The organism is Micrococcus endophyticus (assembly GCF_014205115.1).
Taxonomy (GTDB): domain Bacteria; phylum Actinomycetota; class Actinomycetes; order Actinomycetales; family Micrococcaceae; genus Micrococcus; species Micrococcus endophyticus.
The window spans coordinates 514,424-535,938 of sequence record NZ_JACHMW010000001.1 but is presented as its reverse complement, the minus strand read 5'-3'; the positions used below and the strand labels follow the sequence as shown (position 1 = coordinate 535,938).

Below are 21,515 nucleotides of genomic sequence, written 5' to 3'. Positions count from 1 at the left end.
GCGTCACCACGGTCGGTCCTGGGGGTCGTCGACGAACACGTCGTAGTCCTGCGGGGCGGCGCCGTCGGCCGGCACGTCCGCCTGGCGGAGCATGTGCTCCATGATCCGCGCGGCGGCGCTCGTCACCGCGCGCGAGCCCAGCTGGGACGGGGGCCGGTGCATGGACACCGAGACCACGAACCGCGGGTCGTCCAGCGGGGCGACGGCGGTGAAGCCGAAGTTGTAGCCGTCGTAGCGGCCGGTGTCGCTCGCGGCCTCCGCGGTGGAGGACTTGCCGCCCACCCGGTAGCCGGGGATGGCCGCGGCCTTGCTGGTCCCCTGCGTCACCACGGTCTCCATCATGCGCAGCATGTCGGCGGCGGTGGCCTCCGAGACCACCCGGTGCGGCTCCGCGGCCGGCTCCCAGCGCTTTTCCGCGCCGTCGCCGTCCACCGTGGCGTCGATCAGCCGCGCGGGCTCCATGACGCCGCCGTTGGCCATCGCCTGGTACATCTGAGCGGTGTGCAGGGTGGTCTGGGTGTAGCCCTGGCCGAACGCGGTGGTGAGCCGCTGGCGTCCGTCCCACTCCCCGGGGGGCACGAGGACGCCGCCCGCGGTGCGGGGCAGGCCCAGGTCGATCGGCTTGCCGACGCCGAAGGAGCGCATGTACTCGTAGCGCAGCTCGTCGCTGATCTCCTCCGCCACCTGCACGGTGCCGGTGTTGTAGGAGCGGGCGAAGATGCCGGCGACCGTCATGTCGTAGGTCTCGTGCGGGGCGAAGTCGCGGATGGTCTGCCCGTCGAACTCCTGGCTGCTGGGGACGGTGTAGCCGTCCGTGGCCGTGGCGGCCCCGGCGTCGAGGGCGGCCGCGATCGGCAGGGCCTTGCCGGTGGAGCCGGGCTCGTAGGGGGTGCTCATCACCGTCGAGGAGCGGAAGTAGGGCTCGGTGCCCTCCGGATCCGCGGGGTCCACGGTGGTGGAGTCCGCCATGACGAGCACGTCGCCCGTCTTCGCGTCCAGCACGACGGCGTTGGCCCACTCCGCGTCGTGCTCGGCGGCGAGGGCGCCCATCGTCTCCTGGGCGAACCACTGGGCGTCCTTGTCCAGGGTGAGGCGCAGGTCGGCGCCGTCGACGGCGGGGACCTCCTCGAGCGGCGCGTTGGGGATGCGGATGCCGTCCGCGCCGACCTCGAAGGTGCGGGTGCCGGGGGTGCCGGTCATGACGTCGTCCTGGCTGAGCTCCAGGCCCTCCAGCGGCGTGCCGTCCCCGCCCATGAACCCGACGATGCTGCCGGCCACCGAGCCGTTGGGGTACACGCGCCGGTCCACCGGCTCGGCGAGCAGCCCGGGGACCTTGAGCGCCATGGCGGCGTCGCGCATCTCCGGGGTCACGGAGCGCTTCACCACGTTGTACGGGCGGGAGCCGATCGTGGCCTCGCGGACCTGCTCCTCGGGCAGCTCGAGCACCTCAGCCAGGCTGGCCAGCCGCGAGTCCACGTCCACGAGGACCGTCTTGCGGGCCTCGCGGTCCCACTCGTTGAAGTCCTTGACGAGGCGCTGGTCCACCACCATGTCGTAGCGGCGCACGCTCGAGGCCAGCACGTCGCCGTCCCGGTCGAGGATCGACCCGCGCTCGGGCAGGGTCTCCTGATGCGTCAGGCGCTTGTCCATGGCCGCGGCGGCCTGGCCCGTGGGGTCCACGCCCTGCACGTACACCAGGCGCAGCGCGAGCCCGCCGAGGAGCACGAGCACGAGCAGCAGGAGGCCGCGGATGCGCGCGTCGGGGAGCCCGGGGGCGGGACCGACCGTGGATCCGCCGCGGGGTGAGGAGGACGCGGGACGGTCCGTCAACGGTCGGAGGCGTCCCGGTCGTCGGAGGCGGCGGCGCCCGGGGCGGCGGCCGGCGCGGCGAGGGTGCGGGGGCCCTCGATGTCGCCGCGGTCGGCGTCGGCCGAGCCGGCGGAGCCCTGGCGGACGGCGTCCGCGTTGACCGGCGGGGCGACGTAGGTCGCGGAGATCTCGCCCTCGCGGGCGGGCTGGGCCTCGCCGCGGAACTCGCCGGTGGCGGCGTCCACGGAGGCGGTGCCGGCGGGCGCGACCATGCCGAGGGCGTCGGCGCGCGCGGCCACGTTCTGCGGGGCCTCGAGGTAGCCGACCTGCTCGGCGAGGCGCTCGTTGACCTCGGTGACGGCCTGCTGCTCCTGGCGCAGGTCCAGGAGGGCGTACTGCCGGTTGGACATGGTGATGTTCATGACGAGGACGGCGGCCAGGGCGGCCAGCAGCACGACGACGCACAGCACGGTCATCCCGGAGCGCGAGCGCGGCAGCGGGGCGGGCACCACGGACAGCGGGGTGCGCTCCTGCGGGGCGGGGCGCGCGGGCGCGCCCGCGTGACGCAGGGGCTCCGCGATCCGTGCGTGTGCGGCCATGCTCATCTCCTCGTGCAGCGTCATGCCGGGGTCCTCGACGTCCTGATCTTCTCAACCGCACGCACTTTCGCGGAGGAGGCGCGGCGGTTCTCGAGGATTTCCTCCTCGGTCGGCTTCTCCGTGCCGCGGGTGAGGGTGCGCACCACCGGCTCGTGCTCCTCCAGCACCACCGGGAACCCGGGAGGGGCAGTGGAGGCGGCCCAGGCGCTCAGGTGGCGCTTGGCGATGCGGTCCTCGAGCGAGTGGTAGCTCATCACCACGAGGCGTCCGCCCACGTGGAGGGCGTCCAGGATGGCCGGCACGGCGGCGTCGAGGATGTCCAGCTCCTCGTTCACGGCGATGCGCAGCGCCTGGAAGGTGCGCTTGGCGGGGTGGCCGCCCGTGGCGCCGGCGGCGACCGGGACGGCGGTGCGGATGACCTCGACGAGCCGCCCGGTGGTCTCGATGGGCGCCTCGGCTCGGGCGCGCACGATCGCGCGGGCGATGGGCCCGGCGAAGCGCTCCTCGCCGTCGCGGCGGATGATGCGCCGCAGCTCGTGCTCGTCGAGCTCGGCCACGAGTGTCGCGGCGGAGCGCTCGGCGGTGTCGTCCATGCGCATGTCCAGCGGCGCGTCGTAGGAGTAGGCGAAGCCGCGCTCCCGGTCGTCCAGCTGGTAGGAGGAGACGCCCAGGTCGTACAGGGCGGCGTCCACCTTCTCGACGCCGGCCGCGGCCATCGCCTCGGGCACGAGGTCGTAGGTGCCGTGGAAGGGGACGAGGCGCTCGGCCAGCGGGCCGAGGCGCTCGGCGGCGAGGGCCTGGGCGTGGGCGTCGCGGTCGATGCCGATGACGGTGAGCTCCGGGAAGCGGGTGAGCATGGCCTCGGTGTGGCCGCCCATCCCCAGGGTGCCGTCGACGGCGACGGGCGCGCGGCCGGCGTCGAGGGCGGCCTGGACGGCGGGGGCGAGCAGGTCGACCACGCGGTCCCGCATGACGGGGACGTGGCGGTCCTCGGGGCGGAGCTGGTCTGCGTCCACGATCGGCCTCCTGCTCGCGTCTGGTTCGCGGCCGACCCCGGGCGGGATCCCCATCCGTCCGCCGTCGCGCCTGGCCCAGGGGAAGGCGGGTCAGGTGCGTCGGCGTCGGCTGGAGGTCTCGTACGGGGTCGGTGCGCTGGTGGTCAGAAGACGCCCGGCAGGACGTCCTCGTCGGTCTCGGAGAAGGCGGCCTCCTGCTCGGCGAGGTAGGCGTTCCAGGACTCGGAGTCCCAGATCTCCACCCGGGTCCCCGCGCCGATCACGGTCACGTCCCGGTCCAGCCCCGCGTACTGCCGCAGCGGCGCCGGCACGGTCACTCGACCCTGCTTGTCCGGCACTTCGTCCGACGCCCCCGAGAGGAAGACGCGGATGTAGTCCCGGGCCTGGCGGGAGGACAGTGGAGCCGACCTCATCTGCTCGTGGACCCGCTCGAACTCACGAGCGCTGAACACGTACACGCAGCGCTCCTGACCTCGGGTCAGGACCAGCCCCTCCGCCAGCTCCTCACGGAACTTCGCGGGGAGGATCAGCCTGGACTTCTCGTCGAGCCGGGGGGTGTACGTGCCCAAGAACACGGCACACCCCCTGACTCGTCGAGTGGTCCCTCCCGACCAAGGTCGGGACCCATGCTCTCTCCTGTCCTCCACATTACCCCACTTCCCTCCACCTTCAACCCCCTTTGGCCTTCCTGTGTTCACGCGCGTCGCGCGGCGCGCACGGACGACCCCGCCCAGACCGCAGGATCCTGCGGCTGAGCGGGGTCGGGGAACCGGGTGGGGCGAAGTGGAGGGGCGGGGGCGGAGTGGAGGGGTGGGGGGCGGCCCGGGGCGCCGAAAGGGCTCCCGGCACGGCGAAGGCCCCGATCCGCAGTGGATCGGGGCCTTCGGTGGAGGAAGGTGGAGGGGGTCAGTCGCCCTGCTCGCGCCGGGCGTCCCAGCGGCGCTCGAGGCGGCCCATGAAGTCGCCGCCCGGTCGCCCGCCCTCGGGGCGGCCGCCGCCGGGCCGTCCCCCGCGACCGGGGCCCGGACGGTCCGCGCCGGCGGCCCGGCCCCCGCGGGGCCGGGTGGTCACGAGGAAGATGCCCGCGCCCACCACGAGAGCGCCGAGCACGCCCACGGGGACCAGCTGGTTGGCGACGCCGATGACGATCACGAGCAGCCCGACGACGGCGAGCACCGCGCCGAGCACCACACGCTTGACCGGCACGGGGTCGCGGCGCGTGTCCGCCATCTGGGTGGCCAGGCGGGGGTCCTCGGTGCGCAGCTGGTGCTCCAGCTGGTCCAGCATCCGCTGCTCATGCTCAGAGAGGGGCACGGCGACTCCTTCGAACTCGGCCTCCGACGCCTCCGGGACCGGGAGGGGACGCCCACGCGTCCGATCTGTCCTCCAGGATACGGCGTCCGGACCCCTTCCAACCAGACGGCGTCCTCCCCTGTCAGCGGACACGCGCGGGCCTCACGGACCGGGGGCCTCGTGCCGGGCGTCGGGCTGTTCGGCACCGCGGCGCAGCAACGAGGCGGGCCGGACCGCCGCCGTCGGGAAGCGGCGCGCCACGGCGTCCGCCGCGGCCTCGGCGCCGGCCCAGTCGCCGGCCACGCCCTCGGCGGCGTCGTCGTCGCCGAACCCGGGGCCGCCGAAGAGCGCCTCCTGCTCGGGCGCCGGCTCGTCGGCGTCCGTCAGGCGCTCGGCGCGCACGCCCACGAGCCGGACCGGATGGGGGCGCTGCGCGTGCAGCTCGGCGACGAGCCGGCGGGCGGGCCCGAGCAGTCCGTGCGCCGTGGTGGTGGGGCGGGCCAGGCGGGCGGTCCGGCTGCGCACTCGCCCGTCGGGGTCCTTGAGCCGGACGGTCACGGCGCCCGCCGCGACCTCCTCGGCGCGCAGCCGGGCGGCCACGCGGTGGCACAGGCGCAGCACCTCCAGGTCGACCCCGGCCACGTCCAGGGGGTCGACGTCGAAGGTGTGGTCGGCGCCGATGCTGCGCGCGGCGGGGCGGGGGGCGACGGGCCGCGGGTCGATCCCCCGCGAGAGCTGCACCCACGAGCGCCCCGCGGCCCCGAACGCGCGCTCGAGCTGCTCCGGGTCCGCGGCGGCCAGGTCCCCGATGGTGGCCATTCCCCGGCGCCGCAGGGCCTCGGCCGCCTTGGGGCCCACGCCCCAGAGCCGTCCCACGGGCAGCGGGTGGAGGAACTCGAGGGTGCGCTCCGGGGGCACCACGAGCAGCCCGTCCGGCTTCGCGGCGGTGGAGGCCATCTTCGCCACGAACTTCACGCCCGCCGCCCCCACGGTGCAGGGCAGGCCCAGCTCCTCGCGGACCCGCCGACGGATCAGGCCCCCGATCCGCGCGGGCGGGCCGAGGCGGCGCCGGGCCCCGGCGACGTCGAGGAACGCCTCGTCCACGCTGAGCTGCTCCAGCACGGGGGTGACCTGGCCGAGCAGGGCCATCACGTCCGCCGAGACCGAGCGGTAGACGTCCTGCCGGGGCGGGACCACCACGAGCGGCGGGCACAGGGCGCGCGCGTGGGCCAGGGGCATCGCCGAGCGCACGCCGTAGGCCCGGGCCTCGTAGGAGGCCGACAGCACCACGGAGCGTCCGCTCGGCGCGGCGACGGCGGCCGGCCGCCCCGTCAGGTCGGGCCGTTCGCGCAGCTCCACGGACAGGAAGAAGGCGTCCATGTCCACGTGCAGGATCGAGGCCTCGGGGCGGGCCTGCGCGGCGGCGGTGTCGGACATGCCCCCGAGCCTAGCCAGGCGCGCTCGTCACGCCCGCCGACCGCCTCGCGCGCCCCGCCCGCGCGGCTAAGGTGAGCCCATGCCCGTCGACGCCGCCGTGACCCGCCCCCGCCCCGCCGACCAGGACCGGTTCCGCGCCGCCGTCGCCGAGGAGCTGACGCGCACGCTGGACGAGCACCGCGAGCGCGCCCGCGCCGTCCATCCCCTGACCGTCCCCCTCGTGGACGCGGTGGGCGACCTGGCCGCCGGCGGCAAGCGGCTGCGCGCCGTGCTCGGCTGGCTCGGCTGGCGGGCGGCCGGCGGAGACCCGGAGGACCCGCGCATCGCCCGGACCGGCGCGGCGCTCGAGCTGTTCCAGGCCGCAGCGCTGATCCACGACGACATCCTGGACCGCTCGGACACGCGCCGCGGGATGCCCAGCGTGCACCGCCGGTTCGAGGCCGAGCACCGCGCGTCGGGCTGGCGGCACGACGCCGGCCACTTCGGGGTGTCCGCCGCCATCCTCGCCGGCGACGTGGCGCTCGGCATGAGCGAGACCGCGTTCGCCGCCGCCCTCGAGGGCGCCGGGCGGCCGGCGCGGGCCCGCGACGAGTTCGAGCGGATGCGCTTCGGGGTGATGGTGGGCCAGTACCTCGACGTCGCCGCCGAGATGGCGCCGCCGGCCACGGACCCGGCCGAGGCCGAGGCCGCCGCGGAGGCGGTGGTGGAGCACAAGTCCGCGCGCTACTCGGCCGTGCACCCGCTGGCCCTGGGCGGCCTGCTGGCCGGCGCCGACGACGCGCTCGTGGCCGCGTTCGCGGAGGTCAGCCTGCCGTTCGGCCTGGCGTTCCAGTACCAGGACGACCTGCTCGGCGTGTTCGGCGACCCCGCCGCCACGGGCAAGCCCGCCGGCGACGACCTGCGCGAGGGCAAGCGCACGGTGCTGATCGCCCGTGCGGTCGCGCTGCTCTCCCCCGCGGACGCCGCGGCGCTCGACGCGGACCTGGGCGACCCCGGGCTCAGCGCCGAGCGCATCGCCCACTGGCAGCGGGCGCTCGAGGAGTGCGGGGCCCGTCAGGCAGTGGCCGACCGGGTGGCCGCACTGTCCGCGCGGGCCGCGGAGGCCGTCGGCGCGCTCGAGGCCCACGAAGTCCCCGCGGACGTGCGCGCGGAGCTCACCGCGCTGATCCAGGCCGCCACGACCCGGCGGCACTGACCGGGGCTCCGCCCGGGCCATCGCCCTGGACCGGGCGGCGTCGGCCGCCGCGGGACCCGGGGGGCCGGCGTCACCAGGCCAGGGCCTGGGCGCGGCGGCGCACCTCCGTCTTCCGGCCGTCCCGGAGGGCGTCGATGGGCCGACCCGGCAGCGAGGGATCCTCGGTGAACAGCCAGCGCAGCGACTCCTCGTCCGAGTAGCCCGCGTCCGCGAGCAGCACGAGGGTGCCCTGCAGCGGTTCGAGCAGCCCCGACTCGGTCAGGAACAGCGCCGGCACGGCGCGGACGGCGGGGTCCGGGCGGCGGACCGCCAGCAGGCGGTGGTCCTTCACGAGGTTGTGCACGCGCGTGACGCGCTGGTCGAGGCGCTCGGCGACGTCGGGCATCGTCAGCCAGTCGCCCACGAGGGCGTCCAGCTCGGCGGGGATGGCGTCGGCGGGGACCGGGGTGTCGGAGGAAGAGGTGCTCACGTGCGCCAGACTACGTCGCGTCGGCGCCGCCGACTCTCTGCCTGTGCCCTGCACCTGCTGTGCGCCGCCTTTTTCGCCAGTGAGGAGGGTCACTCTCGACGCCCTTCGACCTGCTGGACGGCCCGTTCCCGATGGGAAGAACGGGCCGGAGATCCGCATGATTCCGCGGCGGAGAGCGGCTTGAATCTCGGAATGGTCACGGAGATCACGGCCGGATAACATCGTCGAGGCTCCGCAGCCGGACGCCGACGACGTCGGACGGCCCCGGGGGGCCGCGGGCTCCGCCCGTCCCTTCCCCACAGTCCCGTCCCCTTCGACGATGCCGAGGTCCTTCGTGTCCCACACCCCTTCCCGCCGCCTGCGCCACGCCCTCGCCGGCGGTGCCGTGCCCCTGCTCCTGCTCACCGGCCTGCCCGCGCAGGCACAGGCCCAGGAGGCGCCGGTCCACACCGTCCGCCCGGGCGACACCCTCACCGCCATCTCGGCGGCCCACGGGGTGCCCCTGGTGGACCTCTTCCGCCTGAACGGGCTGGACCACGAGTCGATCATCTACCCGGGCGACGCCATCCGTCTCACCGGCGAGGCCGCCCCCGCCGCCGCGGCCGGCACCTACACCGTCCAGCCCGACGACGGCTGGTGGATCATCGCCCGCCGCACCGGGGTCTCCGCCGCCGAGCTGCAGCGCCTCAACGGCATGAGCGCCTCCACGATGCTGCACCCGGGCATGGTGCTGACGACCGCCGGGAAGGCGGCGGCCCCCGCCCCGACCCCCGCCCCCACGCCGGCGCCGGCTCCCGCCACCGGGGACGTCATCCGCTACACCGTGGTCTCCGGGGACTCCATGTGGGGCATCTCCCAGCGCTTCGAGGTGTCCATCCCCCGCCTGCGCGAGCTCAACGGCCTCACCCGCTCCTCGATGCTGCACCCGGGCCAGGTCCTCGTGATCTCCGACGGCACCCTCGAGGTGGAGCCGGTCTCCGACGTCCAGCCGATCGGCGACACCTTCCTCGGCCGCACCTACCCCTCGCACGTCACCGCCTCGGCCAACGAGAACCTGCGCCTGCTGCGGTCCGTGCCGCAGCCGTCGCCGGAGCAGATGCGCGAGATCGTCCGCGAGACCGCCGTGCGCATGGGCGTGGACCCGCGCCTGGCCCTCGGCCACGCCTACACCGAGTCCCGCTTCCGCATGGCCTCCGTCTCCCCCGCCAACGCCATCGGCGCCATGCAGGTCATCCCGATCACCGGCGAGTTCGCCTCCGAGCTCGTGGGCCGCGAGCTGAACCTGCTGGACCCGTACGACAACGCCGTCGCCGGCGTCGCGTACATCAAGTACGTGCAGGACCGCACGCCCACGCTCGACACGGGCATCGGCGCCTACTACCAGGGCCTCGGCGGCGTCCTGCAGGGCGGCCTCAGCGCGGAGGGGCGCACCTACGTCGCCACGGTCCGCGCCGCCATGGCCATGTTCTGATCCGCCCCCGGCGGACCCCCGCCCCCGGGCCCCGGCGCTGGCCTAGGCTGGGACGATGAGCAGCACACGCCGCGACCCCCTGGTGGGGGGCATCGTCGACGGCCGGTACGAGGTCCTCGCCCGGCTGGCCCGGGGCGGGATGTCCACGGTCTACCTGGCCCTGGACACGCGGTTGGACCGCGAGGTCGCCCTCAAGGTCATGCACCCGCACCTGGCCGAGGACCCCGTCCTCGTGGGCCGGTTCGAGCAGGAGGCCAAGACCGCCGCGCGGCTGTCGCATCCCCACGTCGTCGCCGTGCTGGACCAGGGCCACACCGAGGATCCGTCCGGCGAGGTCCTGGCCTACCTGGTCATGGAGCACGTGCCCGGCCACACCCTGCGCACCGTCATCCGCGAGCAGGCCCCGCTCACGCCGCGCGAGGCCCTGCGCCACCTGCGCCCGCTCGTGGACGGTCTGGCCTCAGCGCACCGGGCCGGGCTCGTGCACCGCGACGTGAAGCCGGAGAACGTCCTCGTCCGCACGGACGGCCGCATCACCGTGGCCGACTTCGGCCTCTCCCGCGCGGCCACCGCCCACACCTCGGCCGGCCAGGCCGTGGTGGGCACCCCCGCCTACCTCGCGCCCGAGCACATCGCCGGCGCTCCCGCGGACGCCCGTTCGGACGTCTACGCCGCCGGGATCATCCTCTTCGAGCTGCTCACGGGGCGGCAGCCCTTCACGGCCGCCACGGCGCTGCAGGTCGCCTACCGCCACGTGCACGAGCGGGTGCCCGTGCCCTCCACGCTCCAGCCCGGCCTGCCCGAGGCCCTCGACGACCTCGTCCTGTGGTCCACCGAGCCCGACCCGGCCGACCGCCCCGCGGACGCCGGGGAGGTCCTCGACCGCCTCGACGCCGTGGCCGCGGAGCTCGGCCCGGCCGAGCTCGACCGGCCGCCGGTCCGCGTCCCGGACGCGGTCGAGGGGCGCCCCGGCCCGGAGCACGACGAGACCACGACGCTCGACGCCCTCGACCCGAACGACCCGCACGACCCGCTCCACGACGCCGACGGCGACGAGACCACGGCCCTGGACGCCGGCGACCACCACGCCACCCGTGTGCTGCCCTCCCTCCCCGCGGACGCCCTGCCCACCGAGGCCCTCGCGGCGGACGACGTCGTCCGGCGCTCCCCCGGCCCGGCACCGGAGGCGCCCCTGACGGCGGACGCCGCCGAGGCCCCGGCGCCGTCGGCGCGTCGGTCCCGGCGCGCGGCGCGCCGGGAGGCCCGCCGCCCCGCCCTGGACCTGGGCCGCGGCACCGGCCGGGCCGCCGCGATCGGCGCGGCCGTGACCCTGCTGCTCACGGGGGTCGCCCTGCTGCTCGGCTGGACGCTCGGCTCCGGCGGGCTCGGCGTGGGCGCCACGGCCGTGGTGCCGGAGCTGGACGGGCTGGCCCGCGAGGCGGCCGAGGAGCGGCTCGTGGCCGCCGGCCTGGCGACCGCGGTGACCGTCCGGCACGACGAGCTGCGCACCGAGGGCACCGTGGTGGCCACGAGCCCGCAGGCCGGTCAGCAGGTGGACCGGGGCACGCCCGTCGAGGTGACGGTCTCCGCGGGGCCCGCGCCGGTGCCGGTGCCCGACCTGGCCGGCGTCGCCGTCCGCCACGCCCACGGCGTGGCCCGGGACGCCCGGTTCGCCGTCGAGGTGGACGCGCGCCGCTCCGACCCGCACGTGCCCGCCGGGGCCGTCCTCGAGCAGCGCCCCGCCGCGGGCGAGCGGGCGACGCCGGGCACCGTGGTCCGCGTGGTGCTCTCGGAGGGCCGGGCGGTGCGCCCGGTCCCGGATGTGACTGGGCTCAGCCTGGCAGCCGCCCGGACGAGCCTGCAGGACGACGGCTGGGACGTGCGCGAGCACCGGGTCCTGGTGCCGCTGCCCGCCGGTGACGAGGCGCGCGTGCTGCACCAGTCCCCCGCCGCGGGCACCCCCCTGCTGGAGGGCACCCGCGTCGAGCTCTGGAGCCGCTGAGCGGCCCGCCGGTCAGCGGCGCGGGGCGACGCGCTCGGGGTGGGAGAGCGCCTCGGTCACCTTGAACGCCATCTCCAGCGACTGCTGATGGTTCAGGCGCGGGTCGCACAGGGTCTCGTAGCGGGCGTCGAAGTCGGCCTCGTTGATGGGGTCGGAGCCGCCGAGGCACTCGGCCACGTCGTCGCCGGTGAGCTCCACGTGCATGCCGCCCGGGCGGGTGCCCAGGGCGCGGTGCACCTCGAAGAACCCGCTGACCTCGTCCATGACGTCCTCGAAGCGGCGCGTCTTGTAGCCGTTGGCGGCGGTGACGGTGTTGCCGTGCATCGGGTCGGTGACCCAGACGGGCTCGAGGCCGGCGTCGCGCACGCCCTCGACGATGCCGGGCAGCACGTCGCGGATGCGCTCGGCGCCCATGCGGGTGATGAAGGTGAGGCGGCCGGGCTCGCGCTCCGGGTCCAGGCGCTCGGCCAGCTCCAGGGCGTCCGCCGCGGAGGTGGTGGGGCCCAGCTTCACGCCGATGGGGTTGCGGACGCGGGAGAGGTAGTCCACGTGGGCGCCGTCCACCTGGCGGGTGCGCTCACCGATCCACAGGAAGTGGGCGCTCGTGGCGTACGGGTCGCCGCTGCGGGAGTCCACGCGGGTCAGGGCGCGCTCGTAGTCGAGCAGCAGCGCCTCGTGGGCGGAGTAGAACTCGGTGCGGCGCATGGCCTCGAAGTCCACGCCGGCGGCGTTCATGAAGCGGACGGCGCGGTCGATCTCCGCGGCCATCTCCTCGTACTGGGCGTAGGCCGGGTTGGCCATGAAGCCCTGATTCCACTGGTGGACGCTGCGCAGGTCGGCGAAGCCGCCCTGGGTGAACGCGCGGACGAGGTTCAGCGTGGAGGCGGAGGTGTGGTACGCCTGCACCATGCGCCGGGCGTCGTGGCGACGGGCCTCCTCGGTGAACTCGTAGCCGTTGACGATCTCGCCGCGGAAGCTGGGCAGGGTGACGCCGTCGCGGGTCTCGGTGTCCGAGGAGCGGGGCTTGGCGAACTGGCCGGCGATGCGGCCCATCTTCACCACGGGCATGGACGCGCCGTAGGTCAGCACGGCGGCCATCTGGAGGATGGTCTTCACGCGGGAGCTGATGCGGTTGGCGGTGGAGCCCGCGAAGGTCTCGGCGCAGTCGCCGCCCTGCAGCAGGAAGGCCCGGCCCTGGGCGACGTCCGCGAGGCGGGCGCGCAGCAGGTCCACCTCGCCGGCGAACACGAGCGGCGGGACCTGGCTCAGCTCGGCGACGGCGGCGCGGTGCTCGGCCTCGTCGGCCCACGAGGGCGCCTGGGCCACCGGCAGGGAGCGCCAGTGGTCGAGTCCGGGGATGTCCGCGGCGCCCTCCGAGATGGCGGTGCCGAAGGCCAGGATCTTCTCGCGGGGGTCCTCTGTCATGCCACCAGCCTAGGGGCGGCGGGCCGCCTCGCAGAACGGGCGTCCCCGGATGACGACGGCGCGCCCGGCGCCGGCGGGTCAGTCGCGGGCGCGGGGCGGGGCGGGGACCCGGCCGGACTTCACGTCCGCGGCGTAGGCGTCCACGTACTCCTGGCCGGAGAGGCGGCGGATGGCCTCCATGATCTCGTCAGTGACGGCGCGCAGCACGCGGGCGTCGGTGACGCCCTCGGCGCGGTCGGAGAAGTCCAGGGGCTCGCCGAAGATCATGCCGATGCGGCGGATGCGCGGCAGGGTGCGGCCGATCGGCTGAGCCTGGTCCGTGCCGATCATGGCGATGGGCACCACGGGGGCGCCGGAGGCCAGCGCGAGCTTGGCCACGCCGATCTTGCCGCGGTGCAGGCGGCCGTCGGGGCTGCGCGTGCCCTCGGGGTAGATGCCCAGCAGGCGCCCCTCGCGCAGCGCCTCGAGGCCGGCGTCGAGCGAGCGCAGGGAGGCCTCGCCGCCCGAGCGGTCCATGGGCAGCTGGTTGGTGGCTTCGAAGAACTTGCGCGTGATCCAGCCCTTGGGCCCGGCGCCGGTGAAGTAATCCTTCTTCGCCAGGAAGTGGACTTGGCGCTTGAGCATGGCCGGCATGAACACGGAGTCGGACACGGACAGGTGGTTGCTGGCCAGGATCGCGGCCCCCTCGGCCGGCACGTTGCCCAGCCCCTTGACCCAGGGCCGGAAGAGCAGGCGCGTGGCGGGCGCGACGGCGAAGGTCTTGGCTGACCAGTAGAACGTGGACACGGCGGTCCTTCCGGTGCGAGGGGTCGGGTGCCTGCTCATCGTACGGTCCCCGCCCCTACGCTGGGAGCATGGACCGCCCTGCGCCCCCCGTCGAGCCCGCGCCCCCCGCCGTGCCAGCGCCCGCCGTCGACCCCGTCCACCTGCCGGTGCGCCTGGCGCCGGGCTCCGGCGCCGGCGCGGACCGGTGCGTGGTCGTCCTGCACGGGTTCACCTCGGGCCCCGACTCGGTGCGCGCGTGGGCCGAGGGGATCGCCGCGGGCGGCTCCCACGTGAGCGTCCCCCTGCTGCCCGGCCACGGCACCCGGTGGCAGGACCTGGCGGCCACGGGCGCGGACGAGATCCGCGGGGCCGTGCGCGAGGCCGTGGACCGCGAGCTGACCCGGCACCGGCACGTGGTGGTGGCGGGGATCTCGATGGGCGGCGCCCTGGCCCTCGACGCCGCGGCGCACCGGCCGGTCTCGGCGGCGATCGTGGTGAACCCGGCGCTGCGCTTCGCGAGCCCGCTGGCGCCGCTGGCCCCCGCGCTGGCCCCGTTCGTGCCGTCCGTGGCCCCGATCGCGAACGACATCGCCGACCCCGACGCCCGGGAGCTGGCCTATCCGCGCACCCCCGTGGCGGGCGTGGCCGCGGTCGGCCGCATCCAGCGGGCTGCGCGCCGGGCCCTGCCGCGGATCACCGCGCCGGTGACGGTCTTCCGCTCCGCCCGGGACGCCGTCGTGCCCGCCGCGAGCCACCGGACCCTGCTGCGCGGGCTGCGCCGCGCGCCGGTGGACGTGGTGCCCCTGCCGCGCAGCCGGCACGTCGCCACCCTGGACTACGACCTGCCCCTACTGATCGAGCGCAGCCGGGCCGCCGTGGAGGCCGCCACGCGCGCCTGAGCCCCGGCCCCGGAGGCCCGCCTCCCCGCATGTAGAGTGACCGTGACGTCCATCACGCCCCGTCCCGCAATGCCGACCGCACCGCCATCCCCGGCCCCGGTCGGACGGCGGGCCGCCGACTCAGCCGAGGAGCACCATGCGAGAGATCAGTGAGCCCTACCACCCGCGCCTGTCCCCCGAGTCGAACATCACCGACTTCCTCGAGCGCCAGGCCGACGAGCGCCCCGACCACGGCCTCTTCGCCGTGGCGGACGAGCAGGACCAGTGGACGGACGTCTCCGCGCGGGACGCCCGCGAGCGGGTGCGCGCCCTGGCCAAGGGCCTGATCGCCGCCGGCGTCGGCGCGGGCGACCGCGTGGGCCTGATGGCCGCCACCCGGCTCGAGTGGACGCTCGTGGACTTCGCCATCTGGTACGCCGGCGCCGTCACCGTGCCGATCTACGAGACCTCCTCGGCCACCCAGGTGGCCTGGATCGTCGAGGACGCGGACGTGTGCGCCGTCGTCGCCGGGGACGAGTCCCTCGTCAAGACGGTGCGCGACGCCGTCCACCGGGAGCACCTGCCCCAGCTGCGCGACGTGTGGGCCATGGACGTCGCCGGCGGTGAGCCGGGCTCCGGCCTCGACGAGCTGGCGGCTCTCGGCGCGGACGTGAGCGACGAGGACCTCGAGGCCCGCCGTTCGGCCGCGAACCTGGAGGACCTGGCCACGATCATCTACACCTCCGGCACCACCGGACGCCCCAAGGGCTGCGAGCTCACCCACGAGAACTTCGCCGAGCTGGTGAACCAGACCCTGTCCTCCTCCCTCGGCGAGGTCGTCCGCCCGGACACCTCCACGGTGCTGTTCATCCCGCTGGCCCACGTGTTCGCCCGCTTCGTCTCCGTGCTCACCGTGGCCGCCGGCGCCCGCTGCGGCCACGTCACCGACCTCAAGCGGCTCTCCAACTCCCTGCAGACCTTCCAGCCGAGCTTCGTGCTGGCCGTGCCGCGCGTGTTCGAGAAGATCTACAACGCGGCCCTGCTCAACGCGCAGTCCGGCGGCAAGGACAAGATCTTCCGCCGCGGCGCGGACGTGGCCGTCCGCTGGTCCCGCGCCCTGGACTCGGGGAAGATGACCGCGCCGCTGCGCCTGCAGCGGGCGTTCTACTCCGCCCTGATCTACCGGCGCATCCGCGCGGCGATGGGCGGCCGGCTCGAGTACGCCGTCTCCGGCGGCGGCCCCCTCTCCCCCGACCTGGCGCACTTCTTCCGCGGCGTGGGCCTGACCATCCTCGAGGGCTACGGCCTCACCGAGACCACGGCCCCCATCACGGTGGGCCGCCCGGGCCGGCTGAAGATCGGCACGGTGGGCCTGCCCCTCGGCGGCAACGCGGTGCGGATCGCGGAGGACGGCGAGATCCTCACCCGCGGCACCTCGCTGATGCGCGGCTATCACGACCGCCCGGAGGCCAACGAAGAGGCCTTCGAGGACGGCTGGTTCCGCACCGGCGACCTGGGCTCGCTGGACGAGGACGGCTTCCTCACCATCACGGGCCGCAAGAAGGAGCTCATCGTCACGGCCGGCGGCAAGAACGTGGCCCCGGCGATGCTCGAGGACGCGATCCGCTCGGATGCGCTGATCTCCCAGGTGATGGTGGTGGGCGACGCCAAGCCGTTCATCGCGGCGATCGTCACCCTGGACGCGGACACCCTGCCCTCGTGGCTGGCCGCCCACGGCCTGCCGAAGGACCTCGATGTGGCCGCGGCCGCGAAGGAGGACCGGGTGCGCCGGCACGTCCAGGAGATCGTGGACAAGGCCAACAGCGCGGTCTCCCGCGCCGAGGGCATCCGCGAGTTCCGCATCCTGGACCGCGACTTCTCCATGGAGGAGGGCCACATGACGCCGTCGCTGAAGATGAAGCGCGCCGTGATCATGCAGGACTTCGCCGCGGAGATCGCGGACATCTACGGCGAGGCCCCCGCGCAGGGCTGATCCGACGCGAGCAGGGGCGGGCCCGTCACGGGCCCGCCCCTGCGGCGCGTCCACGGTCCGCCCCCGCGGGCGGGCCCGGCTCAGAGCAGGCCGGAGTCCGGCACGTCGAGGCCGAGCAGGGCGTTCTCCACGACCTCGGTCAGCGCCGGGTGCGGCCAGTACTGGCCGCGGGCGAGCCGGTGCGCGTCGATGCCGAACGCCATGCCGGTCACGAGGGGCTGGATCAGGTTCGCGGCGTCGTGGCCCAGGATGTGCCCGCCCAGGATCCGCCCGGTCGCCTTCTCCGCGACCACGGTGCACAGGCCCTCGGAGTCCTCCATGGCCCAGCCGTAGGCCACGTCCCCGAAGGCCTGGGTCTTCACGGTGATCGCGTCCGCGCCGTGCTCGGCCAGGGCCTGCTCCACGGTGAGCCCGACGGCGGCCACCTGCGGCCGGGTGAACACGGCGGCGGGCACGGGGGCCAGGTCGGCCGAGCGCAGGTCCTCGGGGTGCTCGAGGTTGTGGGCGACGACGCGGGCCTCGTGGTTGGCCACGTGCTTGAGCTGCCACGTGTTGGCCACGTCGCCCAGCGCGTAGACGCCCTCGACCGGGGCGCCGCCGGAGAGGACCCGCTGGTGCCGGTCCGTGGCGAGCACGCCGTCCTCGGTGACGTCCAGGCCGGCGGCGTCCACGTCGAGCCGGTCCGTGTTGGGGGTGCGCCCGATGGCCATGAGCACCGCGTCCGCCTCGACGACCTCCTCCACCGTGCCCGTCTGCTCCTGGCCCTCGGCGCGGTCGAGCCGCACGCGCACCCAGCCCTGGGCGGCGCGGTCCGGGTCCGCCGCGGGCTCGACGCCCGCCGGGGTCCAGCCCGTGCGCACGTCCCACTGGCGGGCGGCGATCTCGGTGAAGGCCGTGGACACGCTGAGGTCGTGGGCCTTGAGCAGGCGGTGGCCGCGGTTGACCTGGATGACCTCGGAGCCGAGGGCGGCGAAGATCGAGGCGAACTCGCACGCGATGAACCCGCCGCCGATCACGAGCAGCCGTCGGGGCAGGCGGGGCAGGCGCATCACGGTGTCCGAGGTGTGCACGGAGGGCAGGTCCACGCCGGGGATGCGGGGCAGGGTGGGCCGCGAGCCCGCGGCGATCACCACCTGGTCCGCGGTGACCTCGCGCCCGGAGGCGGTGCGCACGCGGCGCGGGCCCACGAACCGGACCTCCTCCTGGATCACGGAGGTGTGCTCCAGCTCGTCCCGGCGGTAGCGCAGCCCGCCCTCGCTGATGGCGTCGATGCGCTGGAAGATCCGGTCCCGGATGGCCGGGAAGTCCGCTCCGGTGAACTCCAGTCCCACGCCCAGGCGCTCGGACTCGGCGCCGGCCGAGGCGGCGAGGCCGGCCGGGTAGGCGTACATCTTCGTGGGGATGCAGCCCACGTTCAGGCAGGTGCCGCCGAACACGCCGGAGTCGGCGATGGCCACGCTGCGGCCCTCCCAGTGCTCGGTGACGAGCGAGTTGCCCGATCCGGAGCCGATGATGAGCAGGTCGTGGTGTTCCGTGGAGGTGGCCATGCCTCCCAGGATAGGGCCGGGCCCGGACGCGACGGCGTCCGGGCCCGGTGCTCCTCCCGCGCAGGCGGGCGGGCGGCTCACTCGATCACGAGCAGCAGGTCCCCGCCGTTGACGGGGGTCACCCCCTCGGTGACGACGCGGCGCACGGTGCCGGCCACCTGGGCCGTGATGGCGGCCTCCATCTTCATGGCCTCGATGGTGGCGACCGGCTGGCCGACCTCCACGGCGTCGCCCTCCGCCACCTGGACGGTGACCGAGCCCGCGAACGGGGCGGCGACGTGGCCGGGGGTGCCGGGGTCCGCCTTCTCCGCGGTGCGCACGGTGGACTCGATCGAGCGGTCGCGGACGGTCATCTGGCGCAGCTGGCCGTTCAGGGTGACCATCACGGTGCGCATGCCCTTCTCGTCCGGCTCGGAGACGGACATGAGGGTGGCGAGCAGCCGCACACCGCGTCCGAGCGAGATGACGTGCTCGCGCCCGGGGACGAGGCCGTAGAGGAAGTCGCGGGTGTGCAGGGTGACGGTGTCCCCGAACTCCTCGCGGTGCGCCTCGAACTCCTTCGTGGGGCCGGGGAAGAGCAGGCGGTTCAGCACCGCGCGGCGGGTCTGTCCGGCCTCGCCGAGGGCCGTCGAGTCCTCCGCGGAGATCTCCACCATGCCTGCGCCCTCGCGGCGCCCCTGGAGGGCCTTGGTCCGGAAGGGCTCCGGCCAGCCGCCGGGCGGGTCACCGAGCTCGCCGCGCAGGAAGCCGATCACGGAGTCCGGGATGTCGAACTCCTGCGGACGCTCCGCGAACTCCTTCGGGTCCACGCCGGAGCCGACCAGCTGCAGCGCCAGATCGCCCACCACCTTGGAGGACGGGGTGACCTTGACGAGGTGGCCGAGCAGGTCGTCGGCCGCGGCGTACATCGACTCGATGGCCTCGAACCGCTCCCCCAGGCCGAGCGCGATCGCCTGCGTGCGCAGGTTGGACAGCTGGCCGCCCGGGATCTCGTGGTGGTACACGCGGCCGGTCGGGGCGGGCAGCCCCGCCTCGAAGGGCGCGTACGCCGCGCGGACGGACTCCCAGTAGGGCTCCATCGCGGTGGCGGCCTCGAGGCCGAGACCGGTGTCCCGCTCCGTGTGCTCGAGCGCCGCGACCAGGGCGGACAGCGGCACCTGGCTGGTGGTGCCCGCCATGGACGCGGTGGCCGCGTCGACGGCGTCCACGCCGGCCTCCGCCGCTGCGAGCAGGGTGGCCAGCTGACCGCCGGCGGTGTCGTGCGTGTGCAGGTGTACGGGCAGGTCGAACTCGGCCCGCAGGGCGGTGACCAGCTCGCGCGCGGCGGCGGGACGCAGCAGGCCCGCCATGTCCTTGATCGCCAGGACGTGGGCGCCGGCGTCGACCATCCGGCGGGCGAGGTCCAGGTAGTAGTCGAGCGTGTAGAGCGTCTCCTTCGGGTCCGTCATGTTGCCCGTGTAGCACAGGGCCGCCTCGGCCACGGCGGTGCCCGTGGCACGCACCGCCTCGATGGCCGGGGTGATCTGCTCGACGTCGTTGAGGGCGTCGAAGATGCGGAACACGTCGACGCCGGATGCCGCGGCCTCGGCAACGAACGCGTCCGTCACCTCGGTGGGGTACGGCGTGTAGCCCACCGTGTTGCGGCCGCGCAGCAGCATCTGGATCGGGATGTTCGGCAGCTCCGCGCGCAGCAGCTCGAGGCGCTGCCACGGGTCCTCGTGGAGGAAGCGCAGCGCGACGTCGTACGTCGCCCCGCCCCAGGCCTCCACCGAGAGCAGCCCCGGCAGGGTGTGCGCGACGGCGGGGGCGGCAGCCAGCAGGTCGCGCGTGCGGACGCGGGTGGCCAGCAGGGACTGGTGGGCGTCGCGGAAGGTGGTGTCCGTGACGGCCAGTGCGGTCTGCTCACGCAGGGTGCGGGCGAAGCCCTCGGGGCCCTGCTCCAGCAGCACCTGACGCCAGCCGTGCGGGGGCACCGCGTCCTCGTTCCGGCTCGGGCCGTCGAACGGCGAGCGGTCCGGCTCCTGGTGCTTGTCGCCCGGGTGCTCCGGGAGGCGGTCACGGGGGTCGATGCCCTCGACGCGCGGGCCGTGCGGCTGGTTGACGGTGACGTCCACGAGGTACTGCAGGGCCTTGGATCCGCGGTCCTGGGAGCGGTTCACCGTGGCCAGCTCGGGATGCTTGTCGATGAAGTCCGTGGCGACGTCGCCGCTGACGAACTGCGGGTCGTCCATCACGTTCATCAGGAACGGGATGTTGGTGGCCACGCCGCGCACGCGGAACTCGGCCAGGGCGCGGCGCACGCGGCGCACGGCCGTGGCGTAGTCGCGTCCGCGGCAGGTGAGCTTGACCAGCATCGAGTCGAAGTGCGGGCTGATCTCCGCACCGGCGTAGATGGTGCCGCCGTCGAGGCGCACACCGGAGCCGCCGGCCGAGCGGTAGGCGGTGATGGTGCCGGTGTCCGGGCGGAAGCCGTTGGCCGGGTCCTCAGTGGTGATGCGGCACTGGATGGCGAAGCCGCGGACCTGGAGGGCGTCCTGCGTGATGCCCAGCTCGGGCAGGGTGGCGCCGGCGGCGATGCGCAGCTGCGCGCCCACCAGGTCCACGTCCGTGACCTCCTCGGTCACGGTGTGCTCCACCTGGATGCGGGGGTTCATCTCGATGAACACGTGCTGGCCCGCACGCTCGCCCGCCGTGTCCACGAGGAACTCGACGGTGCCCGCGTTGACGTACCCCATTTCCTTGGCGAAGGCGACGGCGTCCCGGTGCAGGGCCTGCCGGATCTCCTCGTCCAGGTTCGGGGCCGGGGCCATCTCGATGACCTTCTGGTGGCGGCGCTGGAGCGAGCAGTCCCGCTCGAAGAGGTGCACGACGTTGCCCTCGCCGTCGGCGAGGATCTGCACCTCGATGTGCCGCGGCCGCAGGACGGCCTGCTCGAGGAACACGGTGGGGTCGCCGAAGGCGGTGTCCGCCTCGCGCATCGCTGCCTCGAGGGAGCCGCGCAGGTCCTCGCGGCGCTCGACGCGGCGCATGCCGCGGCCGCCGCCGCCGGCGACGGCCTTGACGAAGATGGGGAAGCCGATCTCCTCGGCCTGCTCCAGAAGCCACTCGACGTCGGCGCTCGGGTCCGAGGAGGCCAGGGTGGGGATGCCCGCACGCTTGGCCGCGCGCAGGGCCTCGACCTTGTTGCCGGTCAGCTCGAGGACGTCGGCGGGCGGGCCGACGAAGGTGATCCCGTTCTCGGCCGCGGCGCGGGCCAGGCCGGCGTTCTCCGACAGGAAGCCGTAGCCCGGGTAGATCGCGTCGGCCCCGGCGTCCTTCGCCACGCGGATGATCTCGTCCACGTCGAGGTAGGCGCGCACGGGGTGGCCCTCCTCGCCGATGCGGTAGGCCTCGTCCGCCTTCTGGCGGTGGATCGAATTGCGGTCCTCATAGGGGAAGACGGCGACGGTGCGGGCGCCCAGCTCGTAGCAGGCGCGGAAGGCGCGGACGGCGATCTCGCCGCGGTTCGCCACCAAGACCTTGGAGAAGACGGCGCCGGCTCCGGTCGACCCGGCCGCGTCCTCTGGAGGGGTGAAGTTCTCGACAGGTGCGGTCATGGTTGGGAGTGTGTCACACC

At 74.7% G+C, this 21,515-nt stretch carries 16 protein-coding genes; 5 read left to right on the top strand and 11 right to left on the bottom strand.

The genetic code is table 11. The annotated features are described in order from the left end of the window. Positions 1 to 3: 3 nt before the first annotated feature. The 6 genes from HDA33_RS02480 to dinB form a co-directional block, all read right to left on the bottom strand. Positions 4 to 1,830 carry a peptidoglycan D,D-transpeptidase FtsI family protein gene (locus HDA33_RS02480; RefSeq protein ID WP_184170547.1) on the bottom strand — a complete coding sequence of 609 codons (1,827 nt, stop codon included), beginning with the start codon at positions 1,828 to 1,830 and terminating at the stop codon, positions 4 to 6. Then, positions 1,827 to 2,432: a cell division protein FtsL gene (gene ftsL, locus HDA33_RS02475; RefSeq protein ID WP_184170544.1), complete on the bottom strand. Its 606-nt coding sequence runs from the start codon at positions 2,430 to 2,432 to the stop codon at positions 1,827 to 1,829. The genes HDA33_RS02480 and ftsL overlap by 4 nt, the downstream gene beginning before the upstream one ends. Next, entirely contained in the window at positions 2,429 to 3,424 is a 996-nt protein-coding gene (gene rsmH / locus HDA33_RS02470; protein WP_017489692.1) for a 16S rRNA (cytosine(1402)-N(4))-methyltransferase RsmH, read from the bottom strand. The genes ftsL and rsmH overlap by 4 nt, the downstream gene beginning before the upstream one ends. 143 nt (positions 3,425 to 3,567) lie before the next feature. After that, positions 3,568 to 3,999 (bottom strand): division/cell wall cluster transcriptional repressor MraZ, encoded by a 432-nt coding sequence (mraZ, locus tag HDA33_RS02465; RefSeq protein WP_017489691.1) that lies wholly within the window; start codon positions 3,997 to 3,999, stop codon positions 3,568 to 3,570. Positions 4,000 to 4,330: 331 nt separating this feature from the next. Continuing rightward, entirely contained in the window at positions 4,331 to 4,738 is a 408-nt protein-coding gene (locus HDA33_RS02460; RefSeq protein WP_184170541.1) for a DUF3040 domain-containing protein, read from the bottom strand. 141 nt (positions 4,739 to 4,879) lie between these two features. Next, positions 4,880 to 6,154 (bottom strand): DNA polymerase IV, encoded by a 1,275-nt coding sequence (gene dinB / locus HDA33_RS02455; protein ID WP_184170538.1) that lies wholly within the window; start codon positions 6,152 to 6,154, stop codon positions 4,880 to 4,882. A gap of 79 nt (positions 6,155 to 6,233) precedes the next feature. Here dinB and HDA33_RS02450 point away from each other — a divergent pair, with 79 nt between their 5' ends. Continuing rightward, positions 6,234 to 7,349 carry a polyprenyl synthetase family protein gene (locus HDA33_RS02450; RefSeq protein WP_184170535.1) on the top strand — a complete coding sequence of 372 codons (1,116 nt, stop codon included), beginning with the start codon at positions 6,234 to 6,236 and terminating at the stop codon, positions 7,347 to 7,349. 70 nt (positions 7,350 to 7,419) lie between these two features. Here HDA33_RS02450 and HDA33_RS12640 read toward each other — a convergent pair whose 3' ends face one another. Continuing rightward, complete coding sequence (locus tag HDA33_RS12640) at positions 7,420 to 7,818, bottom strand: Rv2175c family DNA-binding protein (RefSeq protein WP_184170532.1); 399 nt, start codon at positions 7,816 to 7,818, stop codon at positions 7,420 to 7,422. Between the two features lie 334 nt (positions 7,819 to 8,152). Here HDA33_RS12640 and HDA33_RS02440 point away from each other — a divergent pair, with 334 nt between their 5' ends. Together HDA33_RS02440 and pknB are read left to right on the top strand one after the other, a co-directional pair. Further along, on the top strand, positions 8,153 to 9,289 hold the full coding sequence (locus tag HDA33_RS02440) for a LysM peptidoglycan-binding domain-containing protein (protein WP_184170529.1): 1,137 nt from the start codon (positions 8,153 to 8,155) through the stop codon (positions 9,287 to 9,289). A 55-nt stretch (positions 9,290 to 9,344) separates the two neighbouring features. After that, on the top strand, positions 9,345 to 11,291 hold the full coding sequence (gene pknB / locus HDA33_RS02435; protein WP_221432945.1) for a Stk1 family PASTA domain-containing Ser/Thr kinase: 1,947 nt from the start codon (positions 9,345 to 9,347) through the stop codon (positions 11,289 to 11,291). A 12-nt stretch (positions 11,292 to 11,303) separates the two neighbouring features. Here pknB and HDA33_RS02430 read toward each other — a convergent pair whose 3' ends face one another. Continuing rightward, positions 11,304 to 12,716, bottom strand: coding sequence for a class II 3-deoxy-7-phosphoheptulonate synthase (locus HDA33_RS02430; protein WP_184170526.1), 1,413 nt, complete (start codon positions 12,714 to 12,716; stop codon positions 11,304 to 11,306). Positions 12,717 to 12,794: 78 nt separating this feature from the next. Further along, on the bottom strand, positions 12,795 to 13,502 hold the full coding sequence (locus HDA33_RS02425; RefSeq protein ID WP_184170523.1) for a 1-acyl-sn-glycerol-3-phosphate acyltransferase: 708 nt from the start codon (positions 13,500 to 13,502) through the stop codon (positions 12,795 to 12,797). Positions 13,503 to 13,570: 68 nt separating this feature from the next. Between HDA33_RS02425 and HDA33_RS02420 the strand changes: the two genes are divergently transcribed. After that, on the top strand, positions 13,571 to 14,380 hold the full coding sequence (locus HDA33_RS02420; protein ID WP_221432943.1) for an alpha/beta hydrolase: 810 nt from the start codon (positions 13,571 to 13,573) through the stop codon (positions 14,378 to 14,380). Between the two features lie 136 nt (positions 14,381 to 14,516). Then, positions 14,517 to 16,352 (top strand): AMP-dependent synthetase/ligase, encoded by a 1,836-nt coding sequence (locus HDA33_RS02415; protein WP_184170520.1) that lies wholly within the window; start codon positions 14,517 to 14,519, stop codon positions 16,350 to 16,352. An 80-nt stretch (positions 16,353 to 16,432) separates the two neighbouring features. Here HDA33_RS02415 and HDA33_RS02410 read toward each other — a convergent pair whose 3' ends face one another. After that, positions 16,433 to 17,899, bottom strand: a complete 1,467-nt coding sequence (locus HDA33_RS02410; protein ID WP_184170517.1) for a mycothione reductase — start codon at positions 17,897 to 17,899, stop codon at positions 16,433 to 16,435. 77 nt (positions 17,900 to 17,976) lie between these two features. Next, positions 17,977 to 21,495: a pyruvate carboxylase gene (locus HDA33_RS02405; protein WP_184170514.1), complete on the bottom strand. Its 3,519-nt coding sequence runs from the start codon at positions 21,493 to 21,495 to the stop codon at positions 17,977 to 17,979. Positions 21,496 to 21,515: the final 20 nt, after the last annotated feature.

Coding starts and splice junctions, on each gene's coding strand:
- pknB (WP_221432945.1), top strand. CDS start 9,345: ATGAGCAGCACACGCCGCGACCCCCTGGTGGGGGGCATCGTCGACGGC.
- dinB (WP_184170538.1), bottom strand. CDS start 6,154: ATGTCCGACACCGCCGCCGCGCAGGCCCGCCCCGAGGCCTCGATCCTG.
- HDA33_RS02430 (WP_184170526.1), bottom strand. CDS start 12,716: ATGACAGAGGACCCCCGCGAGAAGATCCTGGCCTTCGGCACCGCCATC.
- HDA33_RS02410 (WP_184170517.1), bottom strand. CDS start 17,899: ATGGCCACCTCCACGGAACACCACGACCTGCTCATCATCGGCTCCGGA.
- HDA33_RS02450 (WP_184170535.1), top strand. CDS start 6,234: ATGCCCGTCGACGCCGCCGTGACCCGCCCCCGCCCCGCCGACCAGGAC.
- ftsL (WP_184170544.1), bottom strand. CDS start 2,432: ATGACGCTGCACGAGGAGATGAGCATGGCCGCACACGCACGGATCGCG.
- HDA33_RS02415 (WP_184170520.1), top strand. CDS start 14,517: ATGCGAGAGATCAGTGAGCCCTACCACCCGCGCCTGTCCCCCGAGTCG.
- HDA33_RS02420 (WP_221432943.1), top strand. CDS start 13,571: ATGGACCGCCCTGCGCCCCCCGTCGAGCCCGCGCCCCCCGCCGTGCCA.
- HDA33_RS02405 (WP_184170514.1), bottom strand. CDS start 21,495: ATGACCGCACCTGTCGAGAACTTCACCCCTCCAGAGGACGCGGCCGGG.